This is a genomic window from Alteromonas sp. CyTr2, from assembly GCF_947311905.1.
Classification (GTDB): domain Bacteria; phylum Pseudomonadota; class Gammaproteobacteria; order Enterobacterales; family Alteromonadaceae; genus Alteromonas; species Alteromonas macleodii.
Map to the genome: position 1 here is coordinate 1 of NZ_CAMZMZ010000019.1, position 13,008 is coordinate 13,008.

Below are 13,008 nucleotides of genomic sequence, written 5' to 3' on the forward strand. Positions count from 1 at the left end.
ATCTTCCCCTCAGTCAGGGTGATTCAGGTTTCTTTCAACCTGACGGGTTTGCCAGCTTCGCTGGGCAAACAAAAAAGGCGCTCAAGCGCGCCCTTTCTTAATTACGTATTGGTAAGGCATGGTCTCGGTTTGAGACGCAACCAGCGTGTGGTCCATAAAGCGGCAAAAGCTAGGAATATCTCTGGCCGTTGAGGGATCGTCAGCCGTGACCGATAAAGTTTCCCCATCGGCCAGCTTTCGAATATTCAGACGCACCATCATTACTGGCTCTGGGCAACGCAATCCTAGCGCATCTAAATGCTGACTAGCCGCGCTAAATGCGCTGTCAAAATCAGATGCCATAATTTTCACGATAGGTGTTAATGGCGCTGATTTCGCTATCAAACCCGCCTTTCTCGGTCAGATAAGCCACGACATCGGCAAGCGATACAATAGAGATAACCTGAGTGCCAAAGTCGCGCTCGACCTCTTGAATAGCTGACAGTTCGCCATTACCGCGCTCTTGTCTGTCTAGCGCAATCAGCACGCCAGACAAGCTAGCCTGCTGTTGCTCGATTAAGGTCATCGATTCGCGAATAGCCGTACCCGCAGTGATCACGTCATCCACCAGCATAACCTTACCTTCTAGTGGGCTGCCAACTAGATTGCCGCCTTCACCGTGGGTTTTCGCTTCTTTGCGGTTGAAGCAATAAGGGACATCAAGCTTGTGGCTATCGGCCAATGCAACGGCTGTTGTTGTCGCAATAGGAATGCCCTTATAGGCTGGACCAAAAAGTACATCGAACGCAACGCCTGCGTCCATTAACGCATCAGCGTAAAAACGCCCCAACTTAGCCAAATCGCCACCGCGATTAAACAAACCGGCATTGAAAAAGTACGGGCTAACGCGGCCTGACTTTAAAGTGAATTCGCCAAATTTAAGTACGCCACGTTCAATGGCAAACTCAATAAAATCACGCTGAAACGCTTTCATGATGACCTCTTAATTTCTAATTTACGCGTTGGTTCTAACTACGTGTCGATGACTCGCTTACGCTAGCGCCGCTTTTTGAATGTCGAACAATTCACGTAAACCGTGCTTACCAATTTTCAGCATCTCGTCAAGCTCTTCAAACGAGAACGGTTCGCCCTCTGCAGTACCTTGAACTTCAATCAGCTTGCCGGTTTCGGTCATTACAATGTTCATATCTGTTTCTGCCTCAGAGTCTTCGGTGTACTCAAGGTCAGCGATTGGCGTACCTTCGTAAATACCTACTGAAAGGGCGGCAATCATATGTTTAAGCGGGTTAGTTTTGATAATGCCTTTTGCACGCATGTAAGTAAGTGCATCAACAAGAGCTACACACGCACCGGTAATTGACGCTGTACGCGTACCGCCGTCGGCCTGAATAACGTCGCAGTCTAACGTAATGGTGTTTTCGCCCAGAAGTTTTAAATCTACCGCTGCGCGTAGTGAACGCGCAATTAGACGCTGGATCTCTAACGTGCGGCCGCCTTGTTTACCGCGCGCCGCTTCACGGCCGCTTCGCGTATGAGTAGCACGTGGAAGCATGCTGTACTCAGCTGTAATCCAGCCTTTCCCTTGGCCCTTCATAAAGCGTGGCACACCTTCTTCTACCGTCGCATTACACAACACCTTAGTGTTACCAAACTCTACAAGAACAGAGCCTTCTGCGTGACAAGTGTATTGGCGAGTAATTGTAACAGGGCGAATTTGACTGGCGGTTCTGCCGCTTGGACGCATAGTGTTCTCCACAACGTAAGTGCTTAAAAAAGGGTAGCGTTTTACAGGTTTTATTGGCGATATGTGAATAGAAAGCCCAATTCGCGGTCAAAACCTATAAATTCGATGTAGCTACGAAATTGCGCCTAAGTATAACGCAATACCCGCGGCCGTTAAAAACGAACTTTACATGTTTGCTTATTGAATTACGTAAATGTGCGCTAATATACAAAATACAAGAAAACCTGCTGTAGATATTCACGTATACAACACGACATTCGGGTTGTTTTTGCAGGCTTTCAGTTAAATTTAAAGGATATTTATGATTTACAGCATGACAGCGTTTGCACGCGTAGAAACCAAAAAAGAGTGGGGCTCAGCCGTGTGGGAAATACGCTCGGTCAACCAACGCTTTTTAGAAACTTACTTTCGCCTGCCGGAACAGTTTCGCTCATTGGAGCCGGTTTTACGTGAACGATTCCGTAAAAAGCTAGCCCGAGGTAAGGTGGAATGTGCGCTGCGTTTTACTGCCAACGATGCTGCTGTAACTAAGCTAAGCTTAAATGAAGAGTTGGCTAAGCAAGTGCTTCACGCCGCTGACTGGGTGCAATCCCATGGCCAATCCACGGGGGTTAACCCACTAGACGTTTTGCGCTGGCCTGGGGTAATTGCAGCGGAAGAAGCCGATATGGACGCCATCCACGCTGACGTAATGGCCGCGTTCGACCAAGCTCTTAACGATTTTATTAGTGCCCGCGCTACCGAAGGTGAAGCCCTTAAAGGTATGATCACGCAGCGCCTTGACGCTATAGAAGTGGAAGCTGAAAAAGTAGCCGCGCGTATGCCTGAAATCATGGTGTGGCAGCGAGAAAAAGTGCAAACCCGCTTTGAAGAAGCAAAGGTTGAACTTGATGCAGGCCGTTTTGAACAAGAAATGATCATGCTGGCGCAAAAAGTAGACGTGGCAGAAGAGTTAGACCGTCTGAATGCTCACGTTAAGGAAACCCGTAATATCCTTAAAAAGGGTGGAGCAGTAGGCCGCCGTCTTGATTTCATGATGCAGGAGTTTAACCGCGAATCGAACACGTTGGGCTCAAAGTCTATCAGCACCGACATCACACAATCGGCGGTTGAACTTAAAGTCCTGATTGAGCAGATGCGCGAGCAAATTCAGAATATCGAGTAATATCCGTTGGAGTCCAAAAGCCTCCGCTAAAGCCCAGCCATGCTGGGCTTTTTTATTTTTTATGAAACCCCATGAGTTGATGCACCTCAAAGATAATTTTATATATCGCGGCGAACTGATCGAACAGAAAGTTGAAAACCACCAGGCGCTAAAATTTTATTTAGTACCGAGACGCGAGGATCGGTATTCCCTTTCTCGATATCGCGCAATGTTTTATCAGACACCTTAATAAATTTCGCGTACTGTGTTTGGGTCATGCCATAAAGTTGGGTACGAACCTGCTTTACTAGATCGCCTATGCCGATAACATTGTTCGCAAGATCACTTTCAAGCTGAGCTAAAATTTCTTTTCGTCGTTCGCCCGTCAACCTAACCATCATAGACTCCCATTGCCACTAACTTAGTTTTAGTGTTACTAAAACCAATCGCCGGAAAATTTAATATCTCATCTGGGCAATGTAATCTTTTCAACCTCTCAGGCAGGTCGATTAGTTTTTCTGCCAGTTGCCGCAAAAATAAAATCATTTCATCAGGCTCACAAAAATCTGAAAGCTGCTCTGCAATGATTAAAAAATTAACGTGCCCACCTACTTCGCAACTTCGCCCCCACTTAAATAAACGGGTTATGCCTTCTTCATCGGCTTTCATAGGAGCAAAATCATAGATAGGTGCAAAACAAATATCGCCGTCAAATTTTAAAAATGAAATGTTGCGGCCGTGATTGTCTGAGTTACCGAAGACAATATTTAGAAAATCTCTCACAACATATTGCTTAGCAAATTCGTTTTTCGTCATTTGAGTTGCAGACTTTATTCTTTGCCACACCGTCTCCATCACATCAAAATGATCTTGATAGCTGCCAGGTTCGGCATTAATGATTGAATAAATACTTTCCAACCCAATACGACTAGCCACACCACTTTCTATGCGGACGTCAAAGCGAGGTAGCCATAAACTAGCTTGGCCACTTTGTTTATCTTCTAATGTTTTTAACTTTTCAACATCGATGGTGGAAACATTGGTACCTTTCAGGATCTCCGAAAGAGCCTTATAAAAAACGCCCTCAGCTTTTAAGATGTTGTTATCTCGTGCTGAGCGTCTATTTCTAGCAAACTTGGTTAAATAAGGTGTGGCGGTCAACGGCTTACCTGCAAAGTCCCCATCAATGAAAACATTATCGTCTTCAAGCATGAGTAGCAGTTTTGGGGCAACACCACCAGCTCCTGTCGCCCCTCCTACTGCGGAGCCTTGTTCATTAGCATACTCTAAAAAGTCATATTGCAATGAAATCACGTTCTCAATTGGAAAACGGCGAGAGTCGATATTAGCATCTGTCGGTACGGCTTCTTTTATTCTTAAGTTACCAACGGGCGACATACAAGCATTAGTCAGCAGTGCGTAATTTTGCTGAAACTCGTCTGAGCGACTGACATTAAGATAACTGAGCCACCAATCTCGAGACTTACCCACCGGCAAAATATCATCTAATAGAGCTGGCCAATGAGGGTAGTCTTTAGGAACAATGCTGATAGGTGCATTGACGGAGCATGCCCAGCAATCTTTGACCTCATAGCTTGCGACCTTAACAATATATTCATGCTCATAGTACAGCGAACAACTTGCATTGATCCGCTCATCAGAGAAACACAAAGTAGCAGCATCCCACCATTGACCTTGATTAAATAATTGCAGTGTGACTGTTTGCATCATTTATCCAGTAGTTTATTACCGTTAAGTACTAAATATTAGCAGAATTTCGGTACAATTCTACCGTTTAACTGCAAAGCAGCAATCATTTACAGTAACAAACTACCGTAAACTACAAAATGGATTATCTATTTCAGTACTTTGTATGCGTTTTTCCCAATTTAGATAGCACTAAACCCAGACTTCTAGCTGGGTATGGTGCTGATGCAGTGTGTTTGGTAACTCTTTAGTTAGAATCTGCTTGGTTCATCGTTAACGCGCTACCTGCCGCCAACACCTAACGCTTCTAATAACTCATCTCAGATACTGTGTTAAGAAGGCCTCGTGCGAGGGGAGTTTAGCTACGTGATTATCCACCTGCTGCTTTAATCCTGCCATAAACTGCTTAAGTGACTGTTCACTCATTTCATCGGCAACACGATGATACTGGCTAGGTGTCATGCCTTGGCCCATTAATACTTGGGTCCAGGAGTCAACACGGAAAATATCTCCGTCATCTAAAAACACGCGGCCAGACTCGGCAAATAAAGCCAATTTATGCTCAAGTGACGGCGGAATCTCCATGCGTTGGCATTGCTGCCAAAAGGGGCTGTCCTCGCGCTGTGTCACCTTGTAATGCATAACAATAAAATCGAGTATGGCCGACATTTCGCTATCAAACTTATTATTGTATTCGTCGATTGCGCTTTGGGTTATGCCATCGAAAGGGAATAGGCGCATTAAGCGTATAAGGCCAGTCATGATTAGATGGATACTGGTCGACTCTAAAGGCTCAATAAAGCCACTGGATAGCCCTAGCGCCACGCAGTTTTTATTCCAACCACGCCTGCGTTTTCCAGGAGTAAAACGAATCACTCTCGGCTCATTAATGGGCGCGCCTGTCACCTGCGATTTAAGTGTATTGATGGCGTCTTCATCGCTCATAAATCGGCTACAAAATACCAATCCATTACCCATTCGTTCTTGAAGAGGTATTTGCCAGCGCCAACCGGCCTGATGTGCCACACTTTTGGTGTATGGCACAGGTGGGGCTGTAAGCTCAGTTTGCATAGCTACCGCACTATCGCAGAAAAGATAGTGTCGCCAATCGTCGTAACCGGTGTGAAGGGCTTGTTCAATAAGCAGCCCTTTAAAGCCTGTACAGTCTATGAAAAAGTCGCCATCTATGACTTCATCGCTTGCTAATCGAAGGGACTGGATGTTGCCTGATTGCGGGCATACTACGACCTTTTCTATATCTCCTTCCTTGTGAGTTACCCCAGCATCACACGCTAAAGACTTTAAAAATCGACCGTAGGCAACAGCATCAAAATGATAGGCAAAGTTAAGCGGCATGGCTTCTGATGTGGCGAACTTGCTCTGTTTAGCGGCAATAAGTTCCGGGCAATAATCACCAAATTCACCACCAAATCCGTATTCTTTAGCCCTCAGCCAAAAATGGTGAAACTCGCCAGCCCAACACTCTCTTCCGGTTATACCAAAAGAATGAATATAGCTATGACCTTGTTCACGCCAATTTTCAAACTCAATACCCAGTTTGAACGTGGCTTGTGTGGCACGCATAAATGCTTTTTCGTCGATGCCAAGCAACTTGTGAAATGTTCTAATGGGCGGAATAGTCGCCTCGCCCACACCTACAATACCAATATCTTTCGACTCGACTAACGTAACGTTTATTGACTTACCCAAAAGCCGTGACAGCGCTGTGGCCGCCATCCATCCCGCAGTACCGCCACCCGCAATGACTACGTTCTTAACGGGCGTTTGATTTTTACTGCTATCTAAACCCAATACGGTCATAAGAGGCGTCCTTTTTATCTGAAGTATTTTTTATGTCATTACAACTCGAAGCTGAAGCGTGCTCGTTCTTTTCACGTTGAGCATGCGAGGGCACGTGTTGTTTTTCATTGTTGTAGCGCTTTGCAATATCATTGAGCAAAACTCTGTTAGACGGCAATCCCTGCAGATAAGCGTTTTTAGTTTGTTGTAAGGTTTCGCGAATGCGAACTGCTTTACGCTTATGCTTTTCATTTAGCCGTAAAGGCGATGTAGAAGAAGAAAAGCCCATTCCATATAGTACATACTGATAGCTAGCAGAGGGGAAAATCTCTTCGTTCTCGATAAGATCTAAGCGTGAAGGGCTTTGATACTTCCACAGTTCAAGCAATTCAGCGAGAGAATCGGGTATAGACGCCTTCTCTCTTTGCGCTAACCAATACGGCTCTTCTCTATCGCTTAAAGCATAATGTAGTTTTAGAAAGTCGATAACGCGCTGCCAGCGATATGCAAAGCGCGAGTTGTAGCGCTTACTGGCTATTTCCATGTGTGCTTTGTTTTGCGGAAAAGCCTCACAGAGCATACGTAAGCCAAGTTCGACCATGGCAATGGCTGATGCTTCAAGCGGTTCAACAAACCCCGAAGACATTCCTAAGCTCAAACAGTTTTTTACCCAAAACTGTGATCTATAGCCAGGCTCAAAGGAGAGTGTACGAAAAGAAAGCTCTGCATCTTGTGCACTAGGGTAACGTTCACGAACGTAGTCAATCAGCACCTGCTTTGCTTGCTCTTCGTTTGTGAATTGAGAAGAGTAAACTAGGCCTACACCTCGGCGGTGCTGCAACGCAATATCCCACGTCCACCCACAGGTTTGTGCAGTGGCCACTGTGGTACTTTTTATTTCAGCATCTTCGTTTGAATAAGGCACTTGAAGCGCAACGGCGCGATCGTTGAGCATTGTGCGCTTAACCGGTACCCAGGGAATATTAAAGTGTTCCTTGATAAGCAAGCCGCTGCTGCCAGAGCAGTCGATAAATAGATCGCCAACTATTTTTTCCCCGTCCTTTGTTGATACGCATTCAATATCTCCGTTTTGATGAGAGTGAACACTGTCAACATGACCAACGACATGGGCGACATTTAACTTGTCTACGCAATGATTTTTTAACAGCTCAGCAAGTTTTGTGGCGTCGAAGTGGTAACCGTAATTGAGCACATGGGCGTAGTCCGGCGTAGCAATTTGCTTGGGCGCCTTGCCTGCGGCACACATGGCGGCTTGTAACGAAAACGCATCTTCGTACGATGTGTTTGGTGCGATTGATTTCCAACATGTATAAATATCGAGCTCGTTGTAGCCTGTTGGAACGGTAAATGGATGATAATAGCAGTGCCCGCCTTTACGCCAATTAACAAAGCTGGAGCCTTGCTTGAAAGCACCATGACACACCGTTAAGAATTCCGTTTCACTAATACCAATATCAAGAAGGGTATCGCGCAGTGACGGCCAAGAGCCTTCGCCCACACCTAAAGAAGGGATGTTGGGTGACTCTATCAAGGTAACGGTGTGATTCGCGCTTAGTTTTGCGGCAAGTATCCCTGCTGCAAGCCACCCAGCCGTACCACCACCGACAATGACGACCCGATGCATACTGCAATGACTTTCATTATCACTCATACGTTAAGAACCACGATATGCCCCACTGTACTTCTACAAACATGTTCAGTCGTTTTTCTGGTTACTATTCAAACAGCACTATGACAAAAAAACCCGCTAAAGCGCAACCCTAAGCACTTTAGCGGGTAAACACACCCCAATCGTTAAAACTTGTAGCGAACTCCCAGTGCATAGCGAGCACCAAGCTCATCTAATTTCCACAACATAGCACTTGTTCTGCCGTGTCTACGGATATTTTCATCTGTGATGTTTATCCCTTCAAATGACACCGTAAGATCTTCAGTGATGTCGTAAGAAACATTGAAGTCTATTTGTGAATAGTCTTCGGTATAGCCCGGCTCATTAATGTACTGAGAGGTTGTATCAAGGAACTTATCACGCCAGTTGTAGGCAATACGCGCTTGCAAAGCATCTTTCTCATACATCAAGATGAGGTTTGCTGTGTCACTTAGTCCCACAAGGGCAAACTGAGTTATCGACGGATTTGCGTCATTATCAAAACCAATATCACCTTGCACTGTGGTGTAGTTAGCCAGTACCCCGAAGCCGCTATCACCAAAGAAGTGCTGCGCAGCAAGTTCGAAACCGTAAATATTTGCCGCTTTATTGTTAACAGGTTTAGAGTTAATGAAGGTAATCAACGGATCTTCGCTATTGGGCAGCACATCGAATTGCTGCTCAAACTGCTCGTCAGTCAACGAGTCATACTCGATACCGTTTTCCATCGCAGCAACCATGTTAAACAATGACGTGTCATTAATTGGAATACCACGCGCCTCTAATTCAGCGCGAGCCGCCTCTGCACGCGGTCCATTGGTAACGTCTCTCAACCCAAAGATATTTTCTTCAACTTGTTCATTACCGATAAAGTTCTTAACACGCTTATCGTAAAAACCAACCGACACATAGCTTGTCTCATCGAAATAATATTCGAATGAAAGATCAAGGTTGTCTGACTCTAATGGTATTAGCGATGGGTTACCTGAACTCGCGGTGGCGGTAATGCTGTCAGTAAGAATCGTCGGCCCGCTTTGAGGCGATACTGTCGCAGCGGCGCTCAAGTTGTTGTACGTGGGTCGCGCTATTGTCTTACTGTAAGAGAATCGCGCAATCATGTTTTCAACAACTTCGATATCGAAATCTAATGCAGGAAGTACATGGTCGTAACTTGATTCAACTTCAACATCTTCCATGTCGCTTCCAAAGCGGACGTTGAAGTCATTATTACCTTCCCACGCAATGCCGCTAGGTAAACTTATATTTGCAATTGAAGTTACATCGGTATTTTCGTAGCGTACACCTGCCAACAGGTTGTACTCCATGCCGTTTAACTCGCCAGATAAATCCAATTCGAAATAAACCGCAGTTATGTCTTCTTCAATAGTACGGTTAGTTGCAAACGGGTTGTTGGCAAGAAAATCAAAACCGTATTCTTGAGCAGCAAATGCACCAATTTGCGCAACGCTACCGGTAAAGCCCTGAGAGAACATCCCCTCAGTATTGAAATCGCTAAACTCACTCGCCAAATCCAGCGGTGTTAAAGAACCAGCAGGAAGCTCACCCGGGTTCTCAATTCCCCAGTTGCCCATGGTGTGGCGGGTTAGAGATTGGAGCGATGTGCTCTCCATTGAGCGTGACTCAATACCAAAGTTAATGCTTCCGGTATCCATAACGTAAGAGCCATCAAGACGAGCTTGAGTAATCTCGGTGTCTTGCGACGAGAAATTCATGTCCAATATCGATGTACCTACATCATCTTGGTCAAGCACGCCATTACCGTTAAGATTATCACGAGCTTCATCGTCAAAATCGACGAACATAATAGGGAAGTCACCTCTGAAATCGACACCTTGCCCTTTAACTACGTTTGCGCCTAAACCAAGATTTGTCCACGTTCCATAGGGCGCATCTGGGCGTCCTTCCGCCGTCGAATTATGAAGGTCGAAGACTAGAGTTAGCTCGTCATTTACGAAGTACTCAAGGTTTAAGCCGATCGATTTGTTTTCGTTGACTTGGTTTAGTTCTTGAAGCGCCAAGCCTAGATCACGAGGTAGCAAATCTCGGCGTTCCTGAGTGATTAATACTGGCGTTTTTACCGTTTCATCATCAAAGGTTAGTTCGGTGAAGTACCTATCATCCATCCATATCGATTGCTCGGCTCGAGCTTCGTATAAGTCTTGCTTTGAATAGGTGTAATCAAGCGTGGCCGTCATTTTTTCTGAAGGAGCAAACTGGAACGTTAGCTGTGCATTCGTTCTTTCACGCTCTCGGTCTGCCATGTAATAACGTAAATCTGAGGGAATGGCGAAAAGCTGTCCCATGGCTGGTGCGTTGTTCAGCACAATTGGGTCACCGCTATCTGGGTTCGCTGGATCAGGTGATTGGGGCACCGTGCCATCAAATGGATTTACGCGCCACTCGTTCACAAACGCACCTTGTGCAGCACTGTCGCGCTGTTGGAATGAACCGGTAAACGTAACGCCAAAGGTATTGTCATCATTGAGGTAATTGATGAAGCCTGATACTTCAGGCGTAACATCATCACCTACACGGTTAGTCGTATCATGCAGTGCTTTTGCGCCTACACTTGCGGTAATGCCATTGTCAGATGCTTGAAAGGGACGTGCTGTTCGTATATTTACCGTAGCCCCAATCCCCCCAGTTGCAATACTCGCTCTACCTGTTTTGTACACTTCAACCGCTCTAACACTTTCAGAAGCAAGGTCAGAAAAATCGAAGGCGCGAGAATTTGCTGCTCCGCCACCACCAGGTAACGCAGAACCAGGCATCGTACGTCCATTCAGCGTTACCATATTGAAGTCAGGTCCAAAACCACGCGCTGTGACTTGGCTTCCTTCACCATTATTCCGACTAATTGAAATACCAGTGATACGCTGTAGTGACTCTGCTAAGTTGGTATCAGGAAATTTACCAATATCTTCTGCTGAGATGGCATCAACAACACCAGCAGAGTCACGCTTGATACCCATCGACTCTTGAACACTACTTCGTATGCCTGATACCTGAATAACTTCTATGTCTTTTTCTGTTTCTTGCGCCGTCGCAGATGACATCACGCCGCTACTCAAAGCGGTCCCGAGTATCAATGACAAACTTGCTGCGATCTTGCTTTTATTTGGTGTTGTTTGTGTCACGGTCTATCTCTCTTTAATAGTGGCTTTTATGTGTGTTGTGAACCTTACGCGCTGCCAGAAAGGGCTTTCCCAAAGAGAAACTAGAACACCCAGACATAAGAAAGCGCTTTCCGAACATTAATTCAACAAAAGTTTAAGATCAACACATTTTTTACAATTAATTCACAGACAACAACTATATAGGAGAACACCAAACTCCTCATAAAAAATATAAACCATTACATTCAATAATTTACAAGAATACCAAAGCTCTATTAGATTCCTGTGATAGCCATAGAAATATTATCATTCGCTTAATTCCATTAACGTAAAAATGACATAAATATGAGAAAGCGCTTTCTATTTGTTTTTTATTTGTGCTATAAACCGCTTTGTTATTTCAGATTCATTGTACTGCCAGCAACCGTTTAGAATTTGTGCAGTAAGAAAAAGGTTATCAACATATGAACAGCATTTCGCTTCCCGCAGGCAGTCCCTTACTCAAAAATTCGTTTCTTTATGGAACTGCCACGTCAAGTTTTCAGATAGAAGGGGATGTCGATAACCGTCTCGAATGTATTTGGGATAGATTTTGTGAACGGCCTTCAGCCATTGCTGATCACTCCAATGGCGATGTCGCCTGTGATCATATTGCTCGCTGGAGAGAAGATTTCGACATTTTGTTAGACTTAAATGTAGACGCTTACCGTTTCTCTATTTCTTGGCCGCGCGTTATCACTCAAGAAGGTGAGCTAAACCCAAAAGGCGTTGCCTTTTATAAAACGCTAGTTGATGCGTTAAATGCAAAAGGCATTAAGCCATTTGTTACCCTTTATCACTGGGATCTCCCGCAGCACCTGGAAGATAAGGGTGGGTGGCTTTACCGACAAACTGCTTTTGCATTTGAAGACTATGTTGACAAAATAACGCAGGCGTTAGGCGAGTCCGTTTTTTCCTATGCAACGTTCAATGAACCTTTTTGCAGTGCTTATTTAGGGTATGAAATAGGCGTACACGCCCCGGGCAGAACGGGTAGAAAATACGGAAGAACTGCGGCTCATCACATTTTGCTAGCACACGGCCTTGGAATGAAGGTGCTTAGAAAAAATGTCCCAAATAGCGAAGCCGGTATAGTATTGAATTTTACGCCATGCTACCCCGCCACACAAAAGAAAGAAGACCTCTTAGCCACCCGCAAAGCAGATGACTATATCAACCAATGGTATATGCAGCCTGTAATGGAGGGAAGCTACCCCGAAGTGTTATTTGATATAGATGAAGCGGATAGACCACCAGTTGAAGCTGGTGATATGGAGACAATCTGTCAGCCCATCGATTTCTTAGGGGTAAATTTCTACACGCGATTACACTATTCTGCGCCCAAAGAGAAAGGCGCATTGTATTTCGAGCATCCTCATCAAGGTCCATTGACCGATATTGGTTGGGAAATCTATCCAAAAGCGCTTTATGATTTACTTACTTCATTAAACGAACGATATACGCTCCCTCCCATTTTTATAACTGAAAATGGTGCTGCAATGGCAGACGAACTCAAAGATGGTCTTGTTAATGATGTGGATCGGGTTGATTACTACAATGCCCATTTAAACATGGTACACAACGCAGTGATTGATGGAGTAGAAGTGAGTGGTTACTTCGCATGGAGCCTCCTTGATAACTTCGAGTGGGCGGAAGGATATGAAAAGCGATTTGGGCTAGTTTATGTGGATTTTGAAACGCAAAAGCGTACGCTTAAACTTAGCGCCAATGCTTATAAAGCGCTCATAGCAAGTCGAACATAACAACA

General features: G+C 45.0%; 10 protein-coding genes. 2 read left to right on the forward strand and 8 right to left on the reverse strand.

What is annotated here, in order from left to right; genetic code table 11:
* Nucleotides 1-81: 81 nt before the first annotated feature.
* From tusA to rph, 3 genes are read right to left on the reverse strand one after another with little or no spacing between them, the layout of a single operon-like run.
* Nucleotides 82-342, reverse strand: coding sequence for a sulfurtransferase TusA (gene tusA / locus QME20_RS11360; RefSeq protein ID WP_014951430.1), 261 nt, complete (start codon nucleotides 340-342; stop codon nucleotides 82-84).
* A complete protein-coding gene (gene pyrE / locus QME20_RS11365) occupies nucleotides 332-973 on the reverse strand; it encodes an orotate phosphoribosyltransferase (protein WP_039228851.1) in 642 nt (213 codons plus the stop codon). Before pyrE ends, tusA begins: the two co-directional genes overlap by 11 nt.
* 57 nt (nucleotides 974-1,030) lie before the next feature.
* Entirely contained in the window at nucleotides 1,031-1,744 is a 714-nt protein-coding gene (rph, locus tag QME20_RS11370) for a ribonuclease PH (RefSeq protein ID WP_014951432.1), read from the reverse strand.
* A 301-nt stretch (nucleotides 1,745-2,045) separates the two neighbouring features.
* On the opposite strand from rph, the gene QME20_RS11375 reads away from it, so the two are divergent.
* Entirely contained in the window at nucleotides 2,046-2,909 is an 864-nt protein-coding gene (locus QME20_RS11375; RefSeq protein ID WP_014977829.1) for a YicC/YloC family endoribonuclease, read from the forward strand.
* 98 nt (nucleotides 2,910-3,007) lie between these two features.
* On the opposite strand, the gene QME20_RS11380 is transcribed toward QME20_RS11375, so the two are convergent.
* From QME20_RS11380 to QME20_RS11400, 5 genes are all read right to left on the reverse strand, one after another.
* Nucleotides 3,008-3,289: a helix-turn-helix transcriptional regulator gene (locus QME20_RS11380; protein WP_231514345.1), complete on the reverse strand. Its 282-nt coding sequence runs from the start codon at nucleotides 3,287-3,289 to the stop codon at nucleotides 3,008-3,010.
* Nucleotides 3,279-4,619, reverse strand: a complete 1,341-nt coding sequence (locus QME20_RS11385; protein WP_231514346.1) for a HipA domain-containing protein — start codon at nucleotides 4,617-4,619, stop codon at nucleotides 3,279-3,281. Before QME20_RS11385 ends, QME20_RS11380 begins: the two co-directional genes overlap by 11 nt.
* 291 nt (nucleotides 4,620-4,910) lie before the next feature.
* A complete protein-coding gene (locus QME20_RS11390; RefSeq protein ID WP_168534006.1) occupies nucleotides 4,911-6,416 on the reverse strand; it encodes a tryptophan halogenase family protein in 1,506 nt (501 codons plus the stop codon).
* On the reverse strand, nucleotides 6,394-8,067 hold the full coding sequence (locus QME20_RS11395; protein ID WP_281715958.1) for a tryptophan halogenase family protein: 1,674 nt from the start codon (nucleotides 8,065-8,067) through the stop codon (nucleotides 6,394-6,396). The genes QME20_RS11390 and QME20_RS11395 overlap by 23 nt, the downstream gene beginning before the upstream one ends.
* A gap of 143 nt (nucleotides 8,068-8,210) precedes the next feature.
* Nucleotides 8,211-11,141 (reverse strand): TonB-dependent receptor, encoded by a 2,931-nt coding sequence (locus QME20_RS11400; protein WP_014977831.1) that lies wholly within the window; start codon nucleotides 11,139-11,141, stop codon nucleotides 8,211-8,213.
* Nucleotides 11,142-11,665: 524 nt separating this feature from the next.
* On the opposite strand from QME20_RS11400, the gene QME20_RS11405 reads away from it, so the two are divergent.
* The gene (locus QME20_RS11405) at nucleotides 11,666-13,003 is read left to right on the forward strand and encodes a GH1 family beta-glucosidase (RefSeq protein WP_281715959.1); all 1,338 of its coding nucleotides are present in this window, start codon (nucleotides 11,666-11,668) and stop codon (nucleotides 13,001-13,003) included.
* The last annotated feature ends 5 nt before the right edge of the window (nucleotides 13,004-13,008 follow it).

Coding starts and splice junctions, on each gene's coding strand:
- rph (WP_014951432.1), bottom strand. CDS start 1,744: ATGCGTCCAAGCGGCAGAACCGCCAGTCAAATTCGCCCTGTTACAATT.
- QME20_RS11405 (WP_281715959.1), top strand. CDS start 11,666: ATGAACAGCATTTCGCTTCCCGCAGGCAGTCCCTTACTCAAAAATTCG.
- QME20_RS11400 (WP_014977831.1), bottom strand. CDS start 11,141: ATGTCATCTGCGACGGCGCAAGAAACAGAAAAAGACATAGAAGTTATT.
- pyrE (WP_039228851.1), bottom strand. CDS start 973: ATGAAAGCGTTTCAGCGTGATTTTATTGAGTTTGCCATTGAACGTGGC.
- QME20_RS11385 (WP_231514346.1), bottom strand. CDS start 4,619: ATGATGCAAACAGTCACACTGCAATTATTTAATCAAGGTCAATGGTGG.
- QME20_RS11380 (WP_231514345.1), bottom strand. CDS start 3,289: ATGATGGTTAGGTTGACGGGCGAACGACGAAAAGAAATTTTAGCTCAG.
- QME20_RS11375 (WP_014977829.1), top strand. CDS start 2,046: ATGATTTACAGCATGACAGCGTTTGCACGCGTAGAAACCAAAAAAGAG.
- QME20_RS11390 (WP_168534006.1), bottom strand. CDS start 6,416: ATGACCGTATTGGGTTTAGATAGCAGTAAAAATCAAACGCCCGTTAAG.
- QME20_RS11395 (WP_281715958.1), bottom strand. CDS start 8,067: ATGAGTGATAATGAAAGTCATTGCAGTATGCATCGGGTCGTCATTGTC.
- tusA (WP_014951430.1), bottom strand. CDS start 342: ATGGCATCTGATTTTGACAGCGCATTTAGCGCGGCTAGTCAGCATTTA.